Genomic DNA, 25,004 nt, shown 5'->3' with positions numbered 1-25,004 from the left:
CGACGTACTGCCTGTCAGAGGTTGTCGACCACGAAGTCGATCGACGCCGTGAGCGCCTCGATGTCGGCCGGGTCGATGGCGGGATACATCGCCACGCGCAGCTGGTTGCGGCCGAGCTTGCGATAGGGCTCGGTGTCGACGATGCCGTTGGCGCGCAGGGTCTTGGCGATCGCGGCGGCGTCGATGGCGTCGTCGAAGTCGATGGTGCCGATCACGAGCGAGCGGTGCGACGGGTCCGCGACGTAGGGCGTCGTGTACGACGTCCGCTCGGCCCAGCCATAGAGCGCGTCGGACGACGCGGTGGTCCGCTCGACCATGCCCTTGAGGCCGCCCTGGCCGTTCATCCAGTCCAGCTGCTCGGCCATCAGGAAGAGGGTGGCGACCGACGGCGTGTTGTAGGTCTGGTTGAGGCGGCTGTTGTCGATGGCCGTCTTGAGGTTGAAGAACGGCGGGATGTAGCGGTCGGAGGCGGCGATCCGCTCCGCACGCTCGATGGCGGCGGGCGAGAAGATGCCGAACCACAGGCCGCCGTCGGAGGCGAAGCATTTCTGCGGCGCGAAGTAGTAGACGTCGCTCTCGGTGAGGTCGACCGGCAGGCCGCCGGCGCCCGACGTGGCGTCGATCAGCACCAGCGCACCGTCGGTGCCGGCCGGGCGGACGACGGGCGCCATGACGGCGGTCGAGGTCTCGTTGTGGGCCCAGCCGTAGACGTCGACGCCCTCCTCGGCGACGGCCTCCGGGCGCGAGCCGGGCTCGGCCTTGATGACCGAGGGCTCGTCGAGCCAGGGCGCCGCCTTGGTCGAGGCCGCGAACTTGCTCGAGAACTCGCCGAACGAGAGGTGCTGCGACTTCTTCTCGATCAGGCCGAAGGCGGCGATGTCCCAGAAGGCGGTGGCGCCGCCGTTGCCGACGACGATCTCGTAGCCCTCGGGCAGCGAGAACAGGTCGCCGAGGCCCTGCAGCACCCGACCGACGGTGTTCTTCACCGGCGCCTGGCGGTGGGACGTGCCCATCAGGCTGTCGCCGGTCGCGGCCAGCGCGTCGAGGTGGCTGGTCTGGATCTTCGAGGGGCCGGCGCCGAAGCGGCCGTCGGCGGGCTTGAGGTCAGCGGGTATCTGGATCGCGTCGGTCACGGTCTCAACCTATCCATCGGGGCGAGCACAAGGGGAGGCTGACGACGCTGTCAGGGCCATCTGTGAGATGCCATCAGTGTGACAGGCGGGTGTCGCAGGTGCTACATCGGTTCCTGACATGGACACGCCTCTCGCCCTCCGCCGCGTCGGCTACCTGCACCCGGACGCACAGGCGCTGGTCGCGCGGGTGCAGGCGGAGTACGTCGAGCGCTACGGCTCGCCCGACGAGAGCCCCGTCGATCCGGTCGTCTTCGACCCGCCCGAGGGCCTCTTCGTCGTCGGGTACGACGCCGGGTCGCACGGGTCGGCCGGTGCTCCGGTGGCGACCGGCGCGTGGCGACGCTCCCCGGTGCAGGTCCTCGACGGCACCAGTGCCGTCGAGGTGAAGCGGATGTTCGTCGTCCCCGAGGCGCGGGGGCGCGGCTTCGCTCGTGCCGTCCTCGCCGAGCTGGAGGACACGGCCGGCGCGGCCGGGCACGACACCGTCATCCTCGAGACCGGCCTGCGCCAGCCCGAGGCGATCGCGCTCTACCTCAGCGCCGGCTACGTCGAGATCCCCGGCTTCGGCTACTACCGCGACGCGCCCCTGTCGCGCTGCTACGGCAAGCGACTCGGTGGTTGAGGTCCCGCCTCAGACAGCGGGGCGGACCCGGGCCGTGACGTCCGGCGGGACGGTCAGGCCCGCCAGGTTGTCCTCCGCGGGGACCGGCGAGCCGAAGGCCCGACGGACGGGCAGCTCGCCGCCCCACACGCCGGCCGCGGCGTCAGCGGGCTCGTCGACCGGCCCGCCGGCCCGGGCCTTCATCGACGCCTCCCGCAGCGGGACCGCGAGGACGGCGGTGGCGGCCAGCTCCTTGCGGGTGCTCGGCCGCAGGGTCGCGGACCGGCCCGGCAGCATGTGGTCGATGATCAGGTCGAGCGCGTGCTGGCGCTCCATCGCATCCTCGACCACGCGCGTGGCGCCGATGACGACGACCGAGCGATAGTTCATCGAGTGGTGGAAGGCCGACCGGGCCGCCACCAGGCCGTCGACCTCGGTGACCGTCACGCACACCGTCGCGCCGCCGGCCTGCTGCAGCCATCGGGCCGCGACCGAGCCGTGGAGATAGAGGCTGCCGTCGGCATCGGGGCCGTCGAGGTCGATCGCATAGGCGGTCGGCAGCACGATCGGGTGGTCGCCGACGGTCACGCCCAGGTGGGCGACGAGGCCCTCGGCGAGGAAGGCATGCATCGCGGCGCGGTCGCCGACGGCGCGGTTGCGGCCCCGCCCGACCCGGGTCCGGGCTGTCGGCTCGAGGGGAGTCAGGGCGCTGGTCGTCATGGCACCATGGTCCTCGACAAGTGGCCTGTGCACACGGGCCAGTTCGCACCCGTTCAGACAGGCCAATCATGTTGCCCGTCCGCATCGACCGGGGTGATCCGCGACCCCTCGGCACCCAGCTCGCCGATCAGGTGCGTCGGCTCGTGCTCACCGGCGTCCTCGCGCCGGGCGACCGGATGCCGGCCACCCGCCGCCTCGCCCACGACCTCGGCGTCTCCCGCGCCGTGGCCGAGCAGGCCTTCGACCAGCTGCTCGCCGAGGGCTGGATCGAGGCACGGCGGGGCGCCGGGACCTGGGTCGCGGGTGGTCGCGGGCCCGTCACGACACCGGCCCGCCGTCGTACCGCCGCGAGAGCGGAGCGGCCGTTGGTCATGCTCGACGCGGGCACGCCCTGGATCGACCCGCGGCACGAGGCGGTCTGGCGGCGAGCGTGGCGCGAGGTGTCGACGGCCACGCCGCCCCGCGGATACGACGACCCGCGCGGGTTGGCCGAGCGGCGCGGACTCCTTGCCGAGCGGCTCGGTCGCACCCGGGGCCTGGCCGTCGACGCCGCAGCGGTCCGGCTGACGGGTGGCACCGGCGCCGGGCTGCGACACGTCCTCGCCGCGCTGCCGCCCGGCGCGGTGGCGATCGAGGACCCGGGCTACCGCGCCGCGGCCGCGGCCGTCGAGGCGGCCGGGCGTCAGGTCCGCGACCTTCCGGCCCTCGCGCCGGTCACCGACCTGACCGGCTGCGCCGCCGCCTACGTCACCCCGGCCCACCAGCACCCGCTCGGACGGGTCATGCCCGCCGCGGACCGACTCACCCTGCTCGGGGCCGCCCGGGCGGCGGAGGCGCTCGTGGTCGAGGACGACTACGACTCCGAGTTCCGCTACGACGTCGCGCCGGTCCCCGCGCTGACCACCCTCGCCCCCGACCGGGTCGCCTACCTCGGCACCGCGTCCAAGGCGATCCTGCCGACCCTGCGGCTGGGCTGGGCAGTCGTGCCCGACCGCATCCTCGACGCCTTCGACGCCCACCGGGAGGTGACCCACGACGTGCCGCCGTGGCCGGTCCAGCGGGCGATGCTCACCCTGCTGCGCGACGGCTACGTCGACGCGGTGGTGCGCTCGGCCCGCCGGGTCTACGCCGAGCGCGCGCCGCGGGTGGTCGCCGCGCTGTCGCCGTACGCCGAGCTGGCCGGTCCGGTCGCCGGGATGTACTCGACCTGGCTGCTGCCCCACGCCCGCGCGGTCCGGGCGCGGACGGCGGCCGAGGAGGCGGGCTTCCGGATCAACCTGCTGCGCGACTACTGCCGCAGCACCCGGCTGAGCGGCCTGGTCGTCGGCTTCGGTGGAGCCAGCGACGACGAGCTCGACCGGGCGCTGACCGTCATCGCCACCGCGCTGTCGCACTGAGGGGGACACGACGGCGGGCGCCGACCTCGTGGTCGACGCCCGCCGGGCAGTGGGGGAGGGAGCGGTGCAGGTCAGCCCTGCCAGCGGTGGGTGGTCGGCGACGGCTGCCCCTGCGGGGCGAAGCCGACCGGCGGCTGGCCGTACTGCTGACCGTACTGCTGACCGGGCTGCTGACCGGGCTGCTGGGCGTACTGCTGGCCGGGCTGGGCGGCGAATCCGGGCGCGACCGGCGCGACCGGCTGGACCGGCTGGGCGGGCCACGAGCCGACCTGGCCGTAGGCGGTCTGCCGGGTGGCCCGGCGCCGGCTGACGGCGACAGCGGCGACGACGATCGCCGCGATCAGGACGGTGGACCCGGCGACGATGCCGACGATGATCCAGACGTTGGACATGGCGTCCTCGCCGTCCTTGTCGTCCGCCTTCGGCTTCTCCGCGACCGGCAGCGCCTCGGCGCGCTCCAGGTAGTCCGCTGCCGCAGTGTTGCGCGGCTGGTCGTCGACGACCGCCTGCAGCTGGGCGACGGACGTCTCGCGGTCGCTGTCGTAGAAGGCACGGACGCCGTCGCGGAAGGCCGTCGACGACTCGGAGAGGACAGGGTCGACGCCGTTGGCGGCCAGCAGCTCGGTGAGGCGGGCCACCGGCGCGGCGTAGCTCAGGTCGGTGCCGTCGAAGCCGGCGCTGATCAGGCCGATCACCTCGCCGTCGCCGTTGACGACCGGTCCGCCACTCATGCCGCCCTCGAGGTCCTGGCTGAGCTGGTAGACGGGCGTGTACTCACCGTCGAAGGTCTTCTCCGAGCTGATCGTGCCGGGCTGGAAGGTCGGCGTCAGGTCATCGGTGGTCGCGTCCTCGACGATCGCCGGATAGCCGACGCTCGTGATCTCCTGCCCGATCTCCGGGTCCGCCTCGGCCAGCGCGAGACCGTTGAGGCCGTCCGCCTCGATCTTGAGCAGCGCGGCGTCGCCCTGCTCGACCGTCTGCTCGTCGATGACCCGCGCGAGGAGGTCCTCGCGGACGTCGCTGCCGGTCACTGCGGCCGGCAGGGTCACGTAGACCTCACGCTCGACGTCCTCGGTGAATACCGAGAAGTCGCTGGCCAGGAACTCCGCGTCCCAGGTCGGGTCGTCCGCCACCCACTCCTCGATGAGCTGCTGCTCGATGTCGTCCGCGACCTGCCGGTCGTTGGAGACGCAGTGACCGGCGGTCGCGATCCACCCGTCGGGGCTGACCACGAAGCCGCTGCAGACGTAGCTGACCCACGTCGGCTCGCCGCTGATGTAGTCGCCGAGGGTCTCGCTCCACACGTTCGCGCCGAACCAGATCTCCTCCTGCACCACGCCCGGCTGGGTCAGCGCGGCGACCTCGGCAGCACGATCGGCCTCGGTCGGTGCCGCCGACTCCTCGGCCTGGGCGGGGGTGGCGACCGCAGTCAGTGCGGTCAGCGCGACCAGGGTGCCGGTGGCGGCGAGTGCGCCGCGGACGGAGTGCTTCATCGTGTGCGACATGGTGGGCTCCTCGGGATCGGTGGGCCTTCGGGCCCGATGCCGAGAAGTCTCGATCCGCGCGACGCGACGCTCCGTCGGGTGCGCGACCCGACATGTGTCGGGTCGCTGACACTCCCGGCTGCGTCGAGGCTCAGGCCGGCCGTGCGCCGGCCGATGGGGATCGGGTCGCCCCCTTTGGAGTACGCCGTGTCCCACCGCCGCCGCGCATCGACCGCGCGCCCCGCCCTGCTGCTCGTGATCGTGCTGGTCGGAGCCCTCGGCTGGCCCACCAGCCCCGCCGGAGCCGCCGTCGCTGGCCCGGTGCCGGAGCTCGAGCCCTATGCGTCGTACCAGCCGCAGACGGGGTGCTCGCCACGCCCCAAGCCCGGGACGGTCGTCCTCGCCCGCTGGACCGTGCGGACCTTCGGCGGCCGTCTCGGCTCGATCTCGCGTGCCTGCGGTCCGGGGACGTCGGAGCACAAGGAGGGACGCGCCTTCGACTGGGGCGTCAACGTGCGCAGCAGGGCCGACCGCCTGCGCGTCCGCCGCTTCCTCGAGACGATCTTCGCCCCGGACGCGGCGGGCAACCGGCACGTCCGCGCTCGCCGGATGGGCATCATGTATGTCATCTGGGCCGACCGCATGTGGTCGGCCTGGGACGGCTTCCGGCCCGAGCCCTACCTCAGCTCGTCGTGCCCGACCGTGCGCCGCTGCTCACCCACGCTGCGCCACCGCGACCACGTCCACGTCTCGATCACGCGCCCCGCGGCTCGCGGCCTGACCTCGTGGTTCGCCGACCGCCTCTGACGGCCGAGGTGGGGTGGTTTCTCGCACGAGGTGGGGAGGTTTCTCGGCCGAAGTGCGGAGGTTTCTCGGTACGGCGAGAAACTGTCGTACCTCGTGCAAGAAACCGGCGTACCTCGCGCGAGAGACCTCCACACTTCGTGGGCTACTGGGCCCAGTCGGCGTTCCAGCCCTCGATGTCGCTGGCGGGGCGGGTCGGGGGGCCGGTGTAGATCGCCGACGGGCGGATCAGGCGGCCGGTCTTCTTCTGCTCCAGGATGTGCGCCGACCAGCCACCGGTGCGGGCGCAGGTGAACATCGAGGTGAACATGTTGGCGGGGACCTCGGCGAAGTCGAGGACGATCGCGGCCCAGAACTCGACGTTGGTCTCCAGCACGCGGTCGGGGCGGCGCTCCCGGAGCTCGGTGAGCGCGGCCTGCTCGAGCGCCTCGGCGACCTCGTAGCGGGCGGCGCCCAGCTCCTTGGCGGTGCGGCGCAGCACGCGGGCGCGGGGATCCTCGGCGCGGTAGACGCGGTGGCCGAAGCCCATCAGCCGCTCGCCGGAGTCGAGCAGGTTCTTGACGTAGGCGCGGGCGTCGCCCGACTTCTCGACCTCCTCGATCATGCCGAGGACGCGGGAGGGGGCGCCACCGTGCAGCGGGCCGCTCATCGCGCCGATCGCGCCGGAGAAGGCGGCCGCGACGTCGGCGCCGGTGGAGGTGATGACGCGGGCGGTGAAGGTCGAGGCGTTCATGCCGTGCTCGGCGGCCGACGACCAGTAGGCGTCGATCGCGTGCGCGTGCTTGGGGTCGGCCTCGCCGCGCCAGCGGATCAGGAACTTCTCGGCGAGGGTCTTGCCCTCGTCGACGAGCCGCTGCGGGACGACGGGGAGGTGGATGTCGCGGGCCGACTGGCCGGCGTAGGAGAGCACCATGACGGCCACGCGGGCGAGGTCCTCGCGGGCCTGCTCGTCGGTGATGTCGTAGGTCTGTCCGAAGCCGAAGGCCGGCGCCAGCATGGCGATGGCGGCCTGGACGTCGACCCGCACGTCGCCGGTGTGCACCGGGAGGCTGAAGGCCTCGGCCGGCGGCAGGCCGGGGGTGAACGAGCCGTCGATCAGCAGACCCCACACGTTCTCGAAGGGCACCCGGCCGGCGAGGTCCTCGATGTCGACGCCGCGGTAGCGCAGCGCCGAACCCTCCTTGTCGGGCTCCGCGATCTGCGTCTCGAAGGCGACGACGCCCTCCAGTCCGTGGTGTACCTCAGGCATCGGCGACTCCTTCGTGCGTGCGGGCGGCTCATCGGCGAGTGGCCGGGGCCACTCGGCATTGTGCCGCACGCGCTAGCGTCGGCACATGCCCGGGGAGCACGCTGCCGTGGATCTGGCGGCCCTGCGTCAGGAGTACGGCGACATCGGCCTTCGCGAGGAGGACGCACCCGAGGGACCATGGGCCCTGTGGGAGCAGTGGTTCACCACCACGGTCGCCGCCGGCCTGCACGAGCCGAACGCCATGGTGGTCGCGACCGTCGACCCCGACGGCTCGCCATCCGCGCGGATGGTGCTGCTCAAGGGGGTCGCCGCCGAGGGACCGGCCGAGGGCTTCACGTTCTTCACCAACACCGCCTCCCGCAAGGGGGTCGCCCTGGCGGCGCAGTCGGCGTGCGCGCTGCTCTTTCCCTGGCACGCGCTCGAGCGACAGGTCCGCGTCGAGGGCACCGCCCGTCCGGTGCCGCCCGACGAGGTGGCGGCGTACTTCCGCTCGCGCCCACGCGGCGCGCAGCTGGGCGCCTGGGCGTCGCCGCAGTCGCAGGTCATCGACGGCCGAGCGGACCTCGAGCGGCGGCTCGCCGAGACCGAGCAGCGCTTCGCCGAGGGGGACGTGCCGGTGCCCGGTGAGTGGGGCGGCTATCGCGTGAGGCCGACCAGCTTCGAGTTCTGGCAGGGCCGGCGCGGTCGTCTCCACGACCGGCTGCACTACGCGCGGTCGTCCACCGGCTGGTCGAGGACCAGGCTCGCCCCCTGAGGCGAGGTCGGCGCGTCGTCGGAGCCGTCGGCGTCCGACTCGCCGCGGGACGTGGCGAAGACGATGCCCAGCACGATGATCACCACCAGCAGGGCCACGAGGAGCAGCGTCTGCTGACGGTCGCCTGCACCGGTGTCGTCGTCGGTCTCCCGGCTCTCGACAGCCCGCCGCCGGCTGCCCTGCCCGGCGGGATCGGACGGGCGATCTGGCCGGCGATCTGACCGGCGGTCGGTCCGGCGGGGGACCGCGGCGTCGGACAGCTCGTCTCGTGCCGCGCCCGCGGACGCCTCCGTGGAGGGCGAGGACCCTGATCGCGCCTCGAACGCCTCGAGACGCTCGATGGGATCGACGGCGGCGACGGGAGCGTTGCGAGCCGGTGCGCTCGGCGTTGCCGCTGGGCGGAACGACGGGTCGACGAGGTTGCGGAACTCCTCGTGCATGCCGCGCGGTGCGGCCGGATCGGTGTCCTGGACGACCTGGACGACCTCGGCGGGCTCGGTCGCGGGCTCCAGCTCCTCGGCGAGGGCGGAGACCGGCTCCGGCTCCTCGGCCTGGTCGGCCTGGTCCTCGACGTGCTCGGGGACAGGCTCCGCGATGGGTTCCTGGGCCCCTTCGTCGGTCGGCTCCGGGTGAGGTTGGTCGATCGGCTCCTCGGCCGGCGGCGGCTCGAGGGCCACGACGGACTCCGGCTCGGTCTCGACGGGCTCGGCCTCGACGAACTCGGGCTCGGTCTCGACGGGCTCGACGGCCTGGTCCGCGGGGACACCGCCGTCCTCGTCGTCCTGCCAGGGGTCGGTGAGCGGGTCTCCCATCCGGCGGCGCAGCGGGTCGCCGAGCACGTCGGGAAGCGGGGCGCTCAGAGGATCGAAGCGTGGCACCTCCCGTGAGGGGGTGAGCATGCTGCGGAACTCGGCGTGGAGTGCTGCCCGGCCGACCGGTGCCGGCGGCGTGGTGTCGATCTCAGGCCCGGCGCTGCTCTCCGGGCTGCTCTCCGGCGCGCTCTCCGACGGGGGGCCGTCCTCGACCGACGGCGCGACGTCTGCCTGCGGCTCTGCCTGCGGATCTGCCTCCGGCTCGGCCTCGGCCGGGCCGGCTGGCTCGGCCTCCTCGACGGCGACCGGCTCGGCCGGCGTCTCGGGGAGCGTCACGAACGGCCGTCCCGCCGTCGGCCAGGAGGCTGTCGGCACGGTGTCGAGCACGATGAGGAGCGCCTGGGCTGTGGGGCGCCGGTGGTCGGGTCCGAGGATGGCGCGCATCAGGACCTCGGCGGCAAAGGGTGGGAACCCGGCCTGCACCTCGCCGGGGGTAGCCGGGTCGCCGTCGCCGGGGTCGACGCCGGTCAACGCGTGGTAGGCGAGTCGCCCGAGCTCGGCGACGTCCGTCCACTGGACGTCCTGGAGGAGGCCGATAGCCTGCTCGGCCGGCAGGGGCTCGGGTGCGACGTGGGCCAGCAACGCCGCGATCGTGGCGCGCGTGTCCGATGCAAGCCCCATGCCCATGGGCGAATGATGCCCTGAGGGGGACGGTGCTGGAGGGCAAATGCGCCAACCGGTCACCGGGTCCTCAGCGGCCCGCGTCGTCGAGGGCGATCCGGGTCAGCTCCCGACCGAGCGCGATCAGCTCGTCGGCACGGTGGAAGTCGAGCGTCCGGGCCGCACCGAGGGGCACGGTGACGAGCACGTCCGGCGGCAACGCCGCGATGCGGTAGCGGGTGATGAGGCTCTGCATCGCGTCGAAGGACATCGCGACGACTTCGGATGTGCGCATGTCCGGGCGTACGTCGACCGCGTCGAGCGGCGAGACGGGCGCCGGGGGCTGGACCGGGGGCTGGGACTGGACCGGGGGCTGGGGCTGGACAGGGGGCTGGGGCGACGACGGGGGCGCCGGCTCGACCGCCGCGCCGGTTGCCGCCGCATCCTCGCCCCGCCGGAGGCGTCGGCGCAGGTCGGCCGCCCACTCGGCCCGGCGGACCGAGAAGCCGCGGGCCGGTGACTCGGGTTCTCCGGGAACGCGCGGACCCTGCAGGGACACGGCGAGGGTGAAGTCGGCGATCGCTGCGGCGGTCGGTGACAGGGGGAGCGGGTTCAGCAGACCGCCGTCGACGAGAACCCGTCCGTCGACGACGGAGGGCGTGAACAGGCCGGGGATGGCGATGGAGGCGCGGATCGCGGGCAGGAGCGGGCCGCGCTGGAACCACACCTCGCGCCGCGCGAGCAGGTCGGTGGCGATCGCGGTGTAGGGGATCGGGAGGTCCTCGATCACGACGTCGCCGACCAGCTCGTCGAGCGCCTCCATCAGTCGCTCGGCCGTCGCGGCTCCGCCGCCCGCCCAGGTGGGGTCGGCCAGCCGCAGCACCCGCCGTCCGGTCAGGGTGGAGGCCCAGGTGGCGAACTCCTCGTCCCGGCCGGTGGCGACCAGGCCGCCGACGAGGGCGCCCATCGACGTACCGGACACCGCGACCACCTCGTGCCCGCGCTCCCGCAGCTCCTGCACCGCGCCGAGGTGGGCGTAGCCGCGGGCGCCGCCGGAGCCGAGGACGAGTGCGACGCGAGCCATGACGCCATCCTCCCAGTCGCTGTGGAGCCGGACCCAGGTCGTGACGTGTCGTCGGCTGGGCACCGCATGTGACACGTCGTTGCCCGGTGTTCACGACCTGTGTCGTCGATTTCGGCGGCTGCGCGGGTCGTGTACATCCGACACGGTCCCCGCAGGTGGTCAAACGACGTGTTACATCCGTCGCCCGCCCGCCCGCCCGCCCGCCCGCCCGCCCGCCCGGCCGGCCGGTCTGTCGGCGGGCAGCGAGGAGATGTGACCTGCGCCACCTGCTCTCGTTGAGGGTGTGTGAGACCTGCTCTCGGTGCGCGTGCCCTGAATGTCGTTGCCCTCCTCGTCCTCGCCGGCGCCACGCTCGCGCCGGTCGCGGTGCAGGCCGACGAGGGCGCGCCCGTCCCGGCCGCGCCGGGGGAGACCGTGGTCGTGCAGGAGCGGTTCACCGCCTCCGACGGGGTCGAGCTGCAGACCACCCTGACCAGCGCCGGGCCGGTGGTGGCGAAGCCCACGGTGGTGGAGTTCTCGCCCTACGGACGGGACAGCGAGACGCTGGACGTCACCGCCGACTACAACTTCCTGCTGGTCCAGATCCGCGGCACCGGGGACAGCGACGGCTCGTTCGACGCCCTCGGGCCGACGACCCAGCGTGACGTCGTCGAGGTGCTGGAGTGGGCCTGCGCGCAGCCGTTCAGCGACGGTCGCCTGGCGCTCAACGGCTTCTCCGCCAGCGCGATCACGCTCTACAACTCCTGGCACCAGGAGCTGCCGTGCGTCGAGGCCGCGATCCTCAAGTCCGGGACGCACGAGCTCTATCGCGACCTGCTCGTGCCCGGCGGCATCCTCAACCTGCTGCCCGGCGCCGGCGTCCTCGGCCTGATCGGCGCTCCCGCCCTGCTGCAGGGACCGGACCGGCTGCGGCGCGACCCCGCCTCCTCGCTGGACGTGCTGGGCGGGCTCTTCGCGACGGGGCTCAACGTGCTGGCCCACCCCACCCTCGACGGGTGGTGGCGCGAGCGGGGCTGGCGAGGCGACGCCAACGACATCCCGGTGCTGATGATCAACGGCTTCTTCGACGTCGAGTCCCGTGGCGCCTTCCAGGCGTTCCAGGCACTGCGCGCCGACGGCGCGCACCTCGTCATGGAGGGCGGCCACGACGGCGTACCGGCCGGGACCGACGGCGGTGCCGGCGAGGCCCGGGCCTGGCTGGACCACCACGTCCGCGGGATCGACAACGGTGTGGAGGCCACGCCGCGCGTCAGCCTGACCCTCGCTGCCGGAGACCGGCACCGCTATCTCGACGGCGACCACGTCACCGTCACCGGCGACGACTGGCCGCTGCCCGGCACCGCCTGGACGGAGCTGGCGCTCACGCGCTCGCGGTCGTTGGCCGTCGACGGCGACGCGACGACGGGCCACGCCAGTCACCTGACGGTGCCGTCGATCCCGACCATGACCGACGTCCCCAACATCGCCCTCCTCGACGCAGCCGGACTGCGCGCCCTCACGGGGTCGCTGCCCCTGCTGACGCAGACCACGCTCGCCAGCCTCGACGGGCTGACGGGGCTGGCCTACACCAGCCGCGCCCTGCGCTCGGACGTCGACCTCGTCGGACCGCTCGCGCTCGAGCTGGACCTCGCCACGACGACGCCCGGTTCCGGCATCTGGGTCGTCCTCTCCGACGTGGCGCCCGACGGCAGCTCCCACCCGCTGACGGTCGGCCGGCTGTCGACCAGTCATCCTGGCATCGTCGAGGAGGAGTCGTTGATCGTCGACGGCGAGGTCGTCCAGCCCTACGGCGACTACACCCACGCCGTGCCGGCGACGCCGGGGAGGTTCCGTCGCTACCAGGTCGAGCTCTGGCCGGTCGGCAACCGCTTCCGGGCCGGTCACCGCCTCCGCCTGCAGCTCGTCGGCACGTCGCTGGCCTCCCCGCTCGCCCTGCCCGCGCTCCACACCCTCCGCACGGGCAGCGCGGACGGTGCCGTGCTGCGCGTGCCGGTCGCACCCGGCGGGGAGCTCACCTTCCGTTGACAGGAAGTTGTGAGTGAGCGCTCACTCACTTACAGTGACGGGCATGCCACCGCGCGCCGCACCACTGTCGCCCGAGGACCGACGGGAGGCGTTGATCCGGGCCACCCGGCCGCTGCTCTACGAGCACGGCACCCGGGTGACCACGAAGCTGATCGCCGAGGCGGCCGGCGTTGCCGAGGGGACGATCTTCCGCGTCTTCGACTCCAAGGACGAGCTGGTCGACGCCACCATCGCACGGGCCTTCGAGCCCGGTGACGTGCTGCGCCGGCTCGACGAGATCGACCCGGACCTGCCGCTGCGGGCGAGACTGCTGGCGATGACGTCGATCCTGCAGCAGCGCTTCCTTGCGATCTTCGAGCTGATGCGGGCGCTGGGCGCGGTCGGTCCGCCGCGGCACCTGCACGACCGGCCCGAGATCGTCGAGGGCCTCGAGGAGGTACGACGCCGCCTGCTCGCGCTGATCGAGCCGGACGCCGAGCACCTCACCATGCCGCCGGCACAGGTGCTGCACGTGTGGCGTCTGCTGACCTTCGCCGGCTCCCACCGTGAGATCGCCGACAACGACCTGCTCACCCCCGCCCAGATCGTCGACACCGTGCTCAGCGGTGTCGCGACGCGCGTCACCGAGGAGTCCTGATGCTGCTGCGCCTCCTGCGCACCCACCTCGCGCCCTATCGACGCTGGCTCACGATCATCGTGCTGCTGCAGTTCACCGCCACGGCGGCGATGCTCTACCTGCCCAGCCTCAACGCCGACATCATCGACAGGGGGGTCGCCCGCGGCGACCACGACTACGTCCTGCGGGTCGGCGCGATCATGCTCGGCGTCTCCCTCGTCCAGGCCGCCTGCTCGATGTGCTCGGCCTGGTTCGGCGGCCAGACGGCGATGGCGTTCGGCCGCGACCTGCGCCGTGCGATCTTCCGTCGCGTGGGCAGCTACTCGGCCCGGGAGGTCTCCTCCTTCGGGGCGCCGTCGCTGATCACCCGCGCCACCAACGACGTCCAGCAGGTCCAGATGCTGGCGATGATGACCTGCCTGATGGCGGTGACGATCCCGATCATGATGGTCGGCGGCATCATCATGGCGATGCGCGAGGACTTCGGGCTGTCGTGGCTCGTGGTCGCCGTCGTCCCGGTGCTCTTCGTCTGCATGGGTCTCGTCGTCTCGCGGATGGTGCCCGCCTTCCGGTCGGTCCAGCAGCGGCTCGACGACGTCAACCGCATCCTGCGCGAGCAGATCACCGGCATCCGGGTGGTCCGCGCGTTCGTCCGCGAGCCCGAGGAGACCCGCCGGTTCGCCGAGTCCAACGACGACCTCACCCGGGTCGCCCTGACGGCGGGCCGCTGGATGGCGCTGATGTTCCCCCTCGTCATGGGCGTCTCCAATGTCGCCAGCCTGGGGGTGATCTGGTTCGGCGGTCATCGTGTCGACGACGGCCAGATGGAGGTCGGCGCGCTGACCGCCTTCCTCGCCTACCTGATGCAGATCCTGATGTCGGTGATGATGGGCACGTTCATGCTGATGTCGATCCCGCGGGCAGCCGTGAGCGCCGACCGGATCGCCGAGGTCCTCGACACCGCCTCCAGCGTCGTCCCGCCCGCGGAGCCGGTCACCGAGGTCCGCGTCTCCGGCCACCTCGACCTGGTCGGGGTCGGTCTCACCTATCCCGGCGCGGAGGCTCCGGTGCTGCGCGACGTCACCTTCTCCGCCCGCCCCGGCCAGACCGTAGCGGTGATCGGGTCGACGGGCGCCGGCAAGACCACCCTGGTCAACCTGGTCCCGCGCCTGCTCGACGCCACCGCGGGCGTCGTACGCGTCGACGGCGTCGACGTCCGCGACCTCGACCCGGACCTGCTCTGGTCCAAGGTCGGGCTGGTCCCGCAGCGGGCCTTCCTCTTCTCGGGCACCGTCGCCTCCAACCTTCGCTACGGCCGCGCGGACGCGAGCGACGACGAGCTGTGGCAGGCCCTCGAGATCGCGCAGGCCGCCGACTTCGTCCGGGCCATGCCCGAGGGGCTCGACACCGCCATCTCCCAGGGAGGTACGACGGTCTCCGGTGGCCAGCGTCAGCGCCTGGCCATCGCCCGGGCCCTCGTCCGGCGCCCCGAGATCCTGCTCTTCGACGATGCCTTCTCCGCACTCGACGTCGCCACCGACGCCCGGTTGCGGGCGGCGCTGGCGCCGGTGACCCGGGAGACGACGGTGCTGATCGTCGCCCAACGGATCGCCACGATCCGCGACGCCGACGTGATCCTCGTCCTCGAGGACGGCGAGGTCGTCGGCCAGGGCACGCACGACGAGCTGCTGACCGACAACCCGACCTACCGGGAGATCGCGGCCTCCCAGGGCCTCGGCGGAGAGGAGGTGGCGTGATGGCGGCGCAGGGCACCGGACAGGGGCAGATGAAGACCACCGAGCGCGTGGTGCGCCAGGGTGGCCCCGGCGTGGGCCCGATGGGTGGTGGCATGGTCGGTCAGAAGGCCGACGACTTCGGCGCCTCGGCCCGGCGGCTGCTGCGCCTGCTGCGGCCCTCGCGGATCAAGGCGATCGCCGTCCTCGTGCTGGCCGCCGGGAGCGTCGCCTCGGTCGCGATCGGCCCGTGGCTCATGGGCAAGGCCACCGACGCGGTCTTCAACGGCTTCATCGGAGGTCGACTGCCGGAGGGCAGCACCAAGGCCGACGCCGTGGCGCAGGCCGAGGCGTCGGGCGACGGCGGGTTCGCCGACTTCCTGCGCGGGCTCGACATCGTGCCCGGGCAGGGCGTCGACTTCGACCACGTCCGCGACCTGCTCCTGGTGACGCTGCTGATCTATGTCGGCGGCCAGGTCCTCGGCTGGCTGCAGGGCTACCTCGTCAACGACGTCGTCCAGGCGACCGTCCGCCAGATGCGCAGCGACGTCGAGGACAAGGTGCACCGGTTGCCGCTGTCCTACTTCGACCGGCAGCCCCGCGGCGAGATCCTCAGCCGCGTCACCAACGACATCGACAACGTCGCGCAGAACCTGCAGCAGACGATGAGCCAGCTGCTCACGTCCTTGATGATGGTCGTCGGGGTGCTCGGGATGATGTTCTGGGTCTCGCCCCTGCTGGCCGTGATCGCGCTGCTCTCGGTGCCGGCCGCGATGCTGACCACCGGGCGGATCATGAAGCGCTCGCAGAGCCAGTTCATCAACCAGTGGCGCCAGACCGGTCGGCTCAACTCCCAGGTCGAGGAGGCCATCTCCGGCCACGCCCTCGTCACGGTCTTCGGTCAGCGCCCGGCCGTCGAGGCGGAGTTCGACGAGGCCAACGAGGAGCTCTACCAGTCCTCCTTCCGGGCGCAGTTCATCACCGGTCTCGTGATGCCGACGATGATGTTCATCGGCAACCTCAACTACGTCGTCATCGCGGTCGTCGGCGGCCTGCGGGTCACCTCCGGCACGATGTCGCTCGGCGAGGTGCAGGCCTTCATCCAGTACTCCCGGATGTTCACCCAGCCGATCACGCAGATCGCCTCGATGGCCAACCTGCTCCAGTCGGGCATCGCCTCCGCGGAGCGGGTCTTCGAGCTGCTCGACGCCGAGGAGGAGGCCGACGCCTGGGGTGTCGTCCGGGTCGTCGAGGAGGCGCAGGCCGGCAGCGTGTCGCACCGCCGCGAAGCGGCACGTCGTGACGCCCGCGGGGCGAGCGCAGCGAGCTCCGTGCGGCAAGCGGCGTCTGCGACACGCTCGGCCCATTCAATAGGCGAGGTCATGTTCGAGCGGGTGTCGTTCTCCTACGATCCCGACAAGCCGCTCATCGAGGACCTCTCGCTGGTCGCGCACCCCGGTCAGATGGTCGCGATCGTCGGCCCGACCGGTGCGGGCAAGACGACGTTGGTCAACCTGATCATGCGGTTCTACGAGTTGCGGGGAGGCCGGATCACCCTCGACGGCACCGACATCACCGCGCTGTCCCGCGCCGAGCTGCGCAGCCGGATCGGGATGGTGCTGCAGGACACCTGGCTGTTCGAGGGCACGATCCGCGACAACATCGCCTACGGCCGGCCGGACGCGACCGAGGACGAGATCCGCGAGGCGGCGCGAGCGACGTACGTCGACAGGTTCGTCCACTCGCTGCCCGACGGCTACGACACGCGCGTGGACGACGAGGGCTCCAACCTCTCGGCCGGCGAGCGGCAGCTGATCACGATCGCCCGGGCCTTCCTCGCCCGGCCCGACCTGCTGATCCTCGACGAGGCCACCTCGTCCGTCGACACCCGCACGGAGCTGCTGCTCCAGCAGGCGATGGCGGCGCTGCGTACCGACCGGACCTCGTTCGTGATCGCCCACCGGCTCTCCACGATCCGCGACGCCGACCTGATCCTGGTGATGGAGGACGGGCGGATCGTCGAGCAGGGATCGCACGCCGATCTGCTCGCTGCGGGCGGTGCGTTCGCCCGGCTGCACGCGGCTCAGTTCGCCGCCGCCACGGGGTGAGTCGGGCGGCCGCAGAAAAGTCGTTGTCCCGGTGCGCGCCGCGACCTACCCTCGTCGTACACGGGAAAGGAGGTGGTCCGAAGAATGATTTCTCATCGGATGCGTGAGGTGGCTGCCCGCTAGCAGCCCAGCAGTTGAACTCCCGGCTGCGACGCGAAACCACAGCAGCCCCCCGACCCGCAGGTGAGCCCGGACCATCCACCGGGCCCGGTCCTCCCGGACCACACCTGCGGGTCGCTGCTTTTTCGGCCGAAGTGCGTCTCTTTCTCGGTCGAAGTACGACGTTCTCTCGGTCGAGGTGCGGAGGTTTCTCGCGTGGGGGTGGCACGGGTCACGGAAAGTTGCCGGAATCAACCAATCGGCCATATGGTTGACACAGGCAACCACTTGCCGACGTGACGAGATGAGACGACACCGATGACTGCAGCACCCGCGGCCCAGGCCGCTCCGGGTCAGATGACCCACCGCGAGATCCTGGAGGCCCTGACCGGGCTGCTCCTGGCGATGTTCGTGGCCATGCTCTCCAGCACCGTGGTCAGCAATGCGCTGCCCGCGATCGTGACCGACCTCGACGGGAGCCAGACCGGCTACACCTGGGTCGTCGTGGCGACGATGCTGACCATGACCGCCACCACCCCGATCTGGGGCAAGCTGGCCGATCTGTTCAGCAAGAAGCTGCTGGTCCAGGTCGCGCTGGTGATCTACTCCCTCGGCTCGGTCGTCGCCGCTCTCGCGCCGAGCATGGAGGTCCTCATCGGCGCCCGCGCCTTCCAGGGCCTCGGCGTCGGCGGTCTCACCGCCCTGGTGCAGGTCGTCATCGCCTCGATGGTGCCGCCCCGTGACCGCGGCCGCTACAGCGGTTACATCGGCGCCGTGTTCGCCACCGCGACGGTGAGCGGCCCGCTCATCGGTGGGCTCGTCGTCGACAGCGCCCTCGGCTGGCGCGGCACCTTCATCATCGGCATCCCCGTCGCCGCCATCGCCTTCGTGGTGCTGCAGAAGACACTGCACCTGCCGACCATCAAGCGCGACGTCAAGATCGACTACGACGGCGCGACCCTGATCATGGGTGGCATCAGCCTCCTGCTGATCTGGGTCAGCCTCGCCGGCAGCAGCTTCGGCTGGGTCTCCACCGCGTCCGCCGCCCTCGTCGTCGGTGCCCTGGTCCTCATCGGGGCTGCCCTGTGGGTCGAGTCCCGTGTCGACGAGCCGGTGATCCCGCTGCGCCTCTTCCGTGACCGCACCACCGCGCTCGCCACCCTCGCGTCGGTGATGATCGGTGTGGCGATGTTCGGTGCCACGGTCTATCTCAGCCAGTACTTCCAGCTCGCCCGCGGCATGAGCCCGACCGAGGCTGGGCTGATGTCGGTCGCGATGGTCGGCGGGCTGCTGGTCTCCAGCATCCTCAGCGGCCGGGTGATCTCGGCGACGGGTCTGTGGAAGCGGTGGCTCGTGGGTGGCATGGTCCTGGTGATCGCCGGCATCGCGCTGCTCGGGACGATCGACTCCACCACCTCGCTGGTCGTCGTCGGCGCCTACATGGCGATCACCGGTGTCGGGCTCGGCGCGACCATGCAGAACCTCGTCCTCGCCGTGCAGAACAGCACCGCCCCCGAGGACCTCGGCGCCGCCAGCTCGGTGGTCGCGATGTTCCGCTCGATCGGCGGCTCCGCGGGGATCGCCGCGCTCGGCGCGGTCCTGGCCCACCAGGTCACCGCGAAGGTCACCGACGGTGTCGCTGCGCTCGTCCAGTCCGGCAAGGTCAGCCCGGAGCAGGTGGCCGAGATGCAGCACTCGACGGGCGACATCCCCGACCTCGCCGCCCTGCCCTCGCCCATCCGCGCCCTCTATGAGGCGTCCTTCGGCGAGGCCGTCGGCCACCTGTTCCTCTCTGCCGTGCCCTTCGCGATCCTCGCCTTCGTCTGCATCCTCTTCATCAAGGAGGTGCCGCTGCGCACGACCCTCGGTCCGACCGTCGCGGAGACCGAGCTCGAGGCCGGCTCGCGGTGACCACCTCCGCGGCCCGGGCCGAGCGCGCAGCCGTCCTGCGCGAGCTCGAGGGGGAGGTCGGCGTCCTCATCCGCCGCGTGCGACGGGTGATCGGTGAGCGGGCCCGGCAGGTCCACCCCGACCTGCTGCCCAGCACCTACCTGATGCTCGGCCACGTCCGCGACCACGGCCCGATGCGGGCCTCGGCGCTCTCGACCGTGTTCGACATCGACAAGGGCGCGATCAGTCGACAGGTCCAGCACCTCATCGACCTCGGCCTGCTCGACCGGGCCCCCGACCCCGACGACGGCCGCGCCACGCTGCTCAGCGTCAGCGCCGAGGGCCTGCGCCGCCTCGAGGCCGTGGCCAGCGAGCGCAGCGCGATGCTCGCCGCCCGCCTCGAGGACTGGGACCCGGTCGAGATCGAGCAGGTCGTCGTGTCGCTGCGTCGCTACAACGAGGCCCTCGAGGCCTGAGCCGTCACCGCACCCAGGCCGCCGTGTCCGGCGGCAACTGCCCGCCCGCCAGGGGACCGCTGCTGACCAGCACCTCACCGTCCGGCAGGGGCGCCGGCGCCGTCGACGCGTTGAGGACGATCGTGACCCCTGCCCGTCGTACGACGAGCAGGCCATCGTCCGCCTCGACGGAGGTGGCCTCGTCGGCACCGACGAGGAATCGCCGCCGCGCCGCGAGCGCGCTGCGATAGAACGCCAGGGTCGAGGCGGGGTCGGCCGACTGGGCTGCGACGGTCAGGTCCGCCCAGTCGTCGGGCTGCGGGATCCACGGCTGGGTGCTGCCGCCGAAGCCGTAGGGCGGGGCGTCGCCCGACCAGGGGAGCGGGACCCGGCAGCCGTCACGGCCCGGCTGGCCGGTGCGGAACCAGGACGGGTCCTGCCGTGCCTCCGGCGGCACGTCGACCTGCTCCAGCCCGAGCTCCTCGCCCTGGTAGAGGTAGGCCGATCCGGGCAGGGCCAGCATCACGAGCGTGGCCGCGCGGGCCCGCGCCAGACCGCTCTCCCCGCCGCCGTAGCGCGTGGGATGGCGCTCGACGTCGTGGTTGGACAGCACCCAGGTGGGTGCGGCCGCGGCGGCGGAGACGGCCTCGATCGAGTGCTCGATGACCTCCGCGAACTCCTCGGCCGACCACGGGGTGCCCAGGAAGCCGAAGTTGAACGCCTGGTGCAGCTCGTCGGGCCGGATGAACTCCGCCATCGACTCCGCGGTCTGCGTCCAGGCCTCGGCGACAGCCATCCGCTCGCCGTCGTAGGACTCGAGCACCCGGCGCCAGCGGCGATAGACCTCGTGGACCTCCGGCTGCTCCCACATCGGCTCGTCGCGCACCGTCCGCTCGACCATCGACTCGGCGGCCTTGGCCTCCGCCTTCGAGGGCCGGACCTGGTCGCGCAGCGAGGCCTCCTTGTAGAGCCCGTGGGCGACGTCGACGCGGAAGCCGTCGACGCCGCGGTCGAGCCAGAAGCGCAGCACGTCCTCGAACATGTCGCCCACCTCGGGGTTGCGCCAGTCGAGGTCGGGCTGCGTGCTGTCGAAGAGATGCAGGAACCACTGACCGGGCTCGCCGTCGGCCTCCGTCACACGCGTCCAGGCGGGCCCGCCGAAGATCGACATCCAGTTGTTGGGCGGCTCGTCGCCGCCGGGACCCCGGCCGTCGCGGAAGAGGTAGCGGGCCCGCTCCGGCGATCCGGGCGTGGCCGCGAGCGCCGCCCGGAACCACTCGTGCTGGTCGGAGGTGTGGTTGGGCACCAGGTCGACGATCACCCGCAGATCGAGGTCGTGAGCCGTCGTCAGCAGCGTGTCGACGTCGGACAGCTGACCGAACAGCGGGTCGACGTCACGGTAGTCGGCGACGTCGTAGCCGTGGTCCTTCTGCGGCGAGGCATAGAACGGCGTGATCCACAGGGCGTCCACCCCGAGGTCGCGCAGCTGGGGGAGGTGGGCGGTGATGCCGGGCAGGTCGCCGACTCCGTCACCGTCGGAGTCGGCGAAGCTGCGGAGATAGACCTGGTAGACGACGGCGTCGTACCACCACGGGTGCGGGGTCGTTCTGGTCATCGGAACTCCTCGGGGTCGATGGCGATCCAGACGTGCTCGGCGGTCGCGACCACTTCGTCGCACCGCCCGTCGGCCACGGCATGGAGGGTCGCGGCCGTGAACGACTTGCGTCCGTCCACGCGGCGCAGCTCGCCGACGACGACGTGCGGTACGCCGGCCTCGGGCTGGCGGTGCACCACGGCCGTCATTCGGCCGAGCACCGCGGGGCGGTCCTCGATGTCGGAGGCCCATCCGCCGGGGCAGTCCAGCGCTGCCCAGGTCGTCGCCGGGTCCCGCGCGGCGTCCTCGTCGGGCGTCCACACCGCCGCCACCGCGTGCTCGGCGACCCGGCCCGGGAAGATCCGCAGCCCGTCGCCCTGCGCGCGTCCCGGACCGCACACGAAGCAGGTGGGGAAGGGGTGCGTCCCCAGCCCGGGGTACGACGCCATGGCCTCCTCCGCACGGGCCGGGTCGACGCCCGCGACCGGTGCGGGCGCCGCCACGGCGGAGGAGGCCTCGGCAACCAGCAGGTCCCCGTGGCGAGCCTCGAGCCGGTCGCCGTCCTGCGACAACGTCAGCGGGGTCTCCAGCGGCGGTGGCCGCCGCAGCGTCACCGTGACCGGACCCGTCGTGGCAGCCGGGTGCGTCGCGGCGAGCGCACCGGCCACCCAGCCGCCGTTGCCGGAGGAGGGCGGCCCGTTGAACCGGCGGGGGATGCGCAAGGTGCTCACGGCACCAGCCTGCCAGCCCGACCGAGCAGGAGTTGGTCCGGCAGACGGCTCGGCATGTGCCCGGCGTGACCCCATAGGGAACAATGGGGCCCGTGAGCGACCTGATCGACACCACCGAGATGTATCTCCGCACGATCTACGAACTGATCGAGGAGGGGATCGTCCCGCTGCGCGCCAGGATCGCCGAGCGGCTGCACCAGAGCGGCCCCACCGTCTCGCAGACCGTCGCGCGGATGGAGCGCGACGGGCTGCTCACCGTCGAGGGCGACCGCCACCTCGAGCTGACCGAGGAGGGCCGTCGTCTGGCCGTCCGGGTCATGCGCAAGCACCGGCTGGCCGAGCGGCTGCTGACCGACGTCATCGGCCTCGACTGGGAGCTCGTCCACGAGGAGGCGTGCCGATGGGAGCACGTCATCTCCGAGACCGTCGAGAAGCGGCTCATCGAGCTCCTCGACCATCCCACGGAGTCGCCCTACGGCAACCCCATCCCGGGCCTCGGTGAGCTCGGCGAGGAGAAGCTCGGCGAGAGCTTCATGACCGACGTCGAGCCTCTGTCGAAGGCCGCGAGCACCGAGAGCACCCGCGTGCTGGTCCGGCGCATCTCCGAGGAGATGCAGAAGGACGAGGCGCTGATGAGCGCCATGCGTCGCGTCGGCGCCCTGCCCGACAAGACCATCACCATCGAGGCCACCCCCGACGGCGTGCTCGTCGGCGCCGGCGGCGAGACCGCGGAGATCTTCTCCGAGGCCGCCGACCATATCTTCGTCAAGCGCCTCTGACGGCCGTCAGAGGCGCCCGGGCGGCGCCCTGGCCGCGTTGTCGTCGGTCGACGGCCCGCTCCGCTTGAAGGCCGCCTCCCTCCTCCGCCTTGCCAGCGCACCACCCGGACACCCCTGACGGCCGTCACCTACTTCAGGGCGGACGCGAGCGCGGCGATCTGCTCGACCGGCGGCTCGTAACCCGGAAAGTAGCAGCAGACCCGCTCGGCCACCGCGCCGAAGCGATGGCGGATCTCGGCCGCGCACTCCTCGGGAGTGCCGGCGACGGCGATCGTCTCCAGCATCTCGTCGCTGACCAGGCCGAACATCGCGGCGAGGTCGCCGGTCTTGGAGAGCCGGTTGAGCTCGGGCTGCAGGTCGGCCCAGCCCTCGACCTCCAGCACCGGGCGGTACGCCGGAGTCGACCCGTAGAACGCGAGCAGCCCCCGCACGCCGGTGCGCGCCGCCTGCACCTCCTGCTCGGTGCGGCCCATCGCGACGATCGCCTGGGGCAGGATCGCGAAGTCATCCATCCGGCGACCGCTCCGCTCGAGGCCCTCGCGGACCGCCGGGAGTGTGCGCTCCTCGAGGTGCCGGAGCGAGTGGAAGGGCATGACGAGCAGGCCGTCGGCGACCTCGGCCGCGGTGCGGGTCATCAGCGGACCGAGGGCGCCGAGGAGGATCGGCGGCGGACCGAACGGGTTCGGACCGGGCACGAAGGTCGGCGGCATCAGCGTGTGTCGGGTGTGCTCGCCCCGGAAGTCCAGCCGCTCGCCGGTCTCCCAGGCGTGCAGGATCGCCTTGATGGCGGCCACGATTTCCCGCATCCGCGCCGCGGGCGGCGACCAGGTGGCGCCGTACCTCTTCTCGATGTGGGGCTGGATCTGCGAGCCGAGGCCCAGGCGGAACCGTCCGCCCGACATCAGCTGCAGGTCCCAGGCGGCGTGCGCCAGGTGCATCGGGGAGCGGGGCATCGCGATGGCGACGTTGGTCATCAGGTCCGTCGGCACCTGCCCGGCCACCGCGGCCAGGGGCAGGAAGACGTCGTGCGGTCCCTCGAAGGTGAACAGGCCGGCCGCACCGGCCTCGGTCAGCTCGCGGGCGCGGCTCAGCGCCCGGTCGGGACGGCCGTCGAGTTGCAGATCCAGCAGCACCTGCCCATCCAAGCGGACCCGCACCGCTGAGCCGTGGCTTTTCGCCGAGTTCGCTCAGCCGATCCCCAGACCAGACCCACGTGCTGGCCAGCTGCAGGCTCAGGTGCTGGCGCGCTCGACGACGGTCGGCGGGAAGACGACGCGCACGGCGCGCGGCGCCCGGCGCTCATCGATCTGGTCGAGCAGCATCCGGGCGGCCTGCTCCGCCATGTCGCCGATGGGCTGGCGGATGGTGGTGAGCGGGGGAGTGATGCGCTCGGCGACGCCGAGGTCGTCATAGCCCACCACGGCCACGTCGTCGGGGACCCGGCGTCCCGCGGCCTCGAGGACCCGCACCACGCCCACGGCCATCAGGTCCGAGGCGACGACGAGACCGTCGATCTCCTCGCACTGCGCGAGCAGCGCGCGGGTCGCCTCCTCGCCGCCGATCTCGGTGAAGTCGCCGCAGGCGACGAGGTCGTCGCGCAGACCTGCGGTGGTCACGGCCGAGCGCCAACCGGCCCGCCGGTCGGCGGCGGCCGTCATGTCGTCCGGACCGGCGACGTGGCCGATGACCCGGCGGCCCCGGCTGATCAGCAGCTCGGTGGCCGCCCGGCTCCCTGCCTCGTTGTCGGTGTCGACGTAGGCCACGCGGTCCTCCCCGGTCCACGGGCGCCCGACGAACGCGCACGGCAGGCCCAGCGCCGCGAGGTGCTCGGCGAGCCGGTCGTTCTGGTGGTGGGAGACGACGATGGCGCCGTCGATGTGGCGCTCACCCAGGTAGCGCAGCATCCGGCTCTCGTCCTCGGGGCGCGCGAGCAGCAGCACGAGCTGCAGGTCGCGCGCCGCCAGCACCCGGTTGACCGCGCGCAGGGTGTGCACGAAGAACGGGTCGGAGAAGACGCGCTCGTCGGGCTCGGGGACGACCAGGGCAACCGAGTCGGTGCGCCGGGTGACGAGACTCCGCGCCGCCGGGTTGGGGCTGTAGCCGAGGGTGCGCACCGCCTCCGCGACGGCCGTCTGGGCGCTCTGGGAGACCCGGTTGCCGCCGTTGATCGCCCGCGATGCCGTCGCGCGCGAGACGCCGGCGAGCCGGGCCACCTCGTCGAGGGTGGGCGCCTGGCCCGGTCCCTGGTCGGGCGGCTGGTGGGTCACCCGCGGCAC

21 protein-coding genes are annotated in these 25,004 nt (G+C 72.3%); 11 read left to right on the top strand and 10 right to left on the bottom strand.

Annotated features, from left to right (window positions below; genetic code table 11):
* Positions 1–14 precede the first annotated feature (14 nt).
* Positions 15–1,133, bottom strand: coding sequence for a phosphoserine transaminase (gene serC / locus E9934_RS12595; RefSeq protein WP_136563228.1), 1,119 nt, complete (start codon positions 1,131–1,133; stop codon positions 15–17).
* Between the two features lie 118 nt (positions 1,134–1,251).
* Here serC and E9934_RS12590 point away from each other — a divergent pair, with 118 nt between their 5' ends.
* Positions 1,252–1,755: a GNAT family N-acetyltransferase gene (locus E9934_RS12590; protein WP_136563227.1), complete on the top strand. Its 504-nt coding sequence runs from the start codon at positions 1,252–1,254 to the stop codon at positions 1,753–1,755.
* A 9-nt stretch (positions 1,756–1,764) separates the two neighbouring features.
* Here the strand turns inward: E9934_RS12590 and E9934_RS12585 are convergent, their stop codons facing one another.
* The gene (locus tag E9934_RS12585; RefSeq protein WP_136563226.1) at positions 1,765–2,454 is read right to left on the bottom strand and encodes a pyridoxamine 5'-phosphate oxidase family protein; all 690 of its coding nucleotides are present in this window, start codon (positions 2,452–2,454) and stop codon (positions 1,765–1,767) included.
* A gap of 68 nt (positions 2,455–2,522) precedes the next feature.
* On the opposite strand from E9934_RS12585, the gene E9934_RS12580 reads away from it, so the two are divergent.
* Positions 2,523–3,851, top strand: coding sequence for an aminotransferase-like domain-containing protein (locus E9934_RS12580; RefSeq protein ID WP_136563225.1), 1,329 nt, complete (start codon positions 2,523–2,525; stop codon positions 3,849–3,851).
* Between the two features lie 71 nt (positions 3,852–3,922).
* Here the strand turns inward: E9934_RS12580 and E9934_RS12575 are convergent, their stop codons facing one another.
* Entirely contained in the window at positions 3,923–5,356 is a 1,434-nt protein-coding gene (locus E9934_RS12575; RefSeq protein ID WP_136563224.1) for a S1 family peptidase, read from the bottom strand.
* 186 nt (positions 5,357–5,542) lie between these two features.
* Here E9934_RS12575 and E9934_RS12570 point away from each other — a divergent pair, with 186 nt between their 5' ends.
* A complete protein-coding gene (locus E9934_RS12570; protein ID WP_136563223.1) occupies positions 5,543–6,142 on the top strand; it encodes a VldE C-terminal domain-containing protein in 600 nt (199 codons plus the stop codon).
* A 142-nt stretch (positions 6,143–6,284) separates the two neighbouring features.
* Here E9934_RS12570 and E9934_RS12565 read toward each other — a convergent pair whose 3' ends face one another.
* The gene (locus tag E9934_RS12565) at positions 6,285–7,388 is read right to left on the bottom strand and encodes a citrate synthase 2 (RefSeq protein ID WP_136563222.1); all 1,104 of its coding nucleotides are present in this window, start codon (positions 7,386–7,388) and stop codon (positions 6,285–6,287) included.
* A gap of 85 nt (positions 7,389–7,473) precedes the next feature.
* On the opposite strand from E9934_RS12565, the gene pdxH reads away from it, so the two are divergent.
* Positions 7,474–8,142 (top strand): pyridoxamine 5'-phosphate oxidase, encoded by a 669-nt coding sequence (gene pdxH, locus E9934_RS12560; protein WP_136563221.1) that lies wholly within the window; start codon positions 7,474–7,476, stop codon positions 8,140–8,142.
* Here pdxH and E9934_RS12555 read toward each other — a convergent pair.
* On the bottom strand, positions 8,094–9,641 hold the full coding sequence (locus tag E9934_RS12555) for a serine/threonine-protein kinase (protein ID WP_136563220.1): 1,548 nt from the start codon (positions 9,639–9,641) through the stop codon (positions 8,094–8,096). The two genes, pdxH and E9934_RS12555, sit on opposite strands and share 49 nt — an antisense overlap.
* 64 nt (positions 9,642–9,705) lie before the next feature.
* Positions 9,706–10,698, bottom strand: a complete 993-nt coding sequence (locus E9934_RS12550; RefSeq protein ID WP_136563219.1) for a patatin-like phospholipase family protein — start codon at positions 10,696–10,698, stop codon at positions 9,706–9,708.
* Between the two features lie 285 nt (positions 10,699–10,983).
* Between E9934_RS12550 and E9934_RS12545 the strand changes: the two genes are divergently transcribed.
* From E9934_RS12545 to E9934_RS12520, 6 genes are all read left to right on the top strand, one after another.
* Entirely contained in the window at positions 10,984–12,723 is a 1,740-nt protein-coding gene (locus E9934_RS12545; protein WP_136563218.1) for a CocE/NonD family hydrolase, read from the top strand.
* A gap of 43 nt (positions 12,724–12,766) precedes the next feature.
* Entirely contained in the window at positions 12,767–13,360 is a 594-nt protein-coding gene (locus tag E9934_RS12540) for a TetR/AcrR family transcriptional regulator (protein ID WP_136563217.1), read from the top strand.
* Complete coding sequence (locus E9934_RS12535) at positions 13,360–15,096, top strand: ABC transporter ATP-binding protein (RefSeq protein ID WP_136563216.1); 1,737 nt, start codon at positions 13,360–13,362, stop codon at positions 15,094–15,096. Before E9934_RS12540 ends, E9934_RS12535 begins: the two co-directional genes overlap by 1 nt.
* Entirely contained in the window at positions 15,096–17,180 is a 2,085-nt protein-coding gene (locus E9934_RS12530) for an ABC transporter ATP-binding protein (protein WP_202977285.1), read from the top strand. Before E9934_RS12535 ends, E9934_RS12530 begins: the two co-directional genes overlap by 1 nt.
* 417 nt (positions 17,181–17,597) lie before the next feature.
* Positions 17,598–19,190, top strand: coding sequence for an MFS transporter (locus tag E9934_RS12525; protein ID WP_238694935.1), 1,593 nt, complete (start codon positions 17,598–17,600; stop codon positions 19,188–19,190).
* Complete coding sequence (locus E9934_RS12520) at positions 19,187–19,645, top strand: MarR family winged helix-turn-helix transcriptional regulator (protein WP_136563215.1); 459 nt, start codon at positions 19,187–19,189, stop codon at positions 19,643–19,645. Before E9934_RS12525 ends, E9934_RS12520 begins: the two co-directional genes overlap by 4 nt.
* 4 nt (positions 19,646–19,649) lie before the next feature.
* Here the strand turns inward: E9934_RS12520 and E9934_RS12515 are convergent, their stop codons facing one another.
* Positions 19,650–21,239, bottom strand: a complete 1,590-nt coding sequence (locus tag E9934_RS12515; RefSeq protein ID WP_136563214.1) for a glycoside hydrolase family 13 protein — start codon at positions 21,237–21,239, stop codon at positions 19,650–19,652.
* Positions 21,236–21,949, bottom strand: coding sequence for a hypothetical protein (locus tag E9934_RS12510; protein ID WP_136563213.1), 714 nt, complete (start codon positions 21,947–21,949; stop codon positions 21,236–21,238). Before E9934_RS12510 ends, E9934_RS12515 begins: the two co-directional genes overlap by 4 nt.
* A 92-nt stretch (positions 21,950–22,041) precedes the next feature.
* On the opposite strand from E9934_RS12510, the gene E9934_RS12505 reads away from it, so the two are divergent.
* Positions 22,042–22,728: an iron-dependent transcriptional repressor DtxR gene (locus E9934_RS12505; protein WP_136563212.1), complete on the top strand. Its 687-nt coding sequence runs from the start codon at positions 22,042–22,044 to the stop codon at positions 22,726–22,728.
* A 128-nt stretch (positions 22,729–22,856) separates the two neighbouring features.
* On the opposite strand, the gene E9934_RS12500 is transcribed toward E9934_RS12505, so the two are convergent.
* Both E9934_RS12500 and E9934_RS12495 read right to left on the bottom strand, forming a co-directional pair.
* A complete protein-coding gene (locus E9934_RS12500; RefSeq protein ID WP_136563211.1) occupies positions 22,857–23,861 on the bottom strand; it encodes a TIGR03617 family F420-dependent LLM class oxidoreductase in 1,005 nt (334 codons plus the stop codon).
* A 99-nt stretch (positions 23,862–23,960) separates the two neighbouring features.
* Positions 23,961–24,995 (bottom strand): LacI family DNA-binding transcriptional regulator, encoded by a 1,035-nt coding sequence (locus tag E9934_RS12495; RefSeq protein WP_238694934.1) that lies wholly within the window; start codon positions 24,993–24,995, stop codon positions 23,961–23,963.
* Between the last annotated feature and the right edge of the window lie 9 nt (positions 24,996–25,004).

The organism is Nocardioides caeni (assembly GCF_004912195.1).
Lineage (GTDB): Bacteria > Actinomycetota > Actinomycetes > Propionibacteriales > Nocardioidaceae > Nocardioides > Nocardioides caeni.
This window is presented reverse-complemented; position numbering and strand designations above follow the sequence as displayed.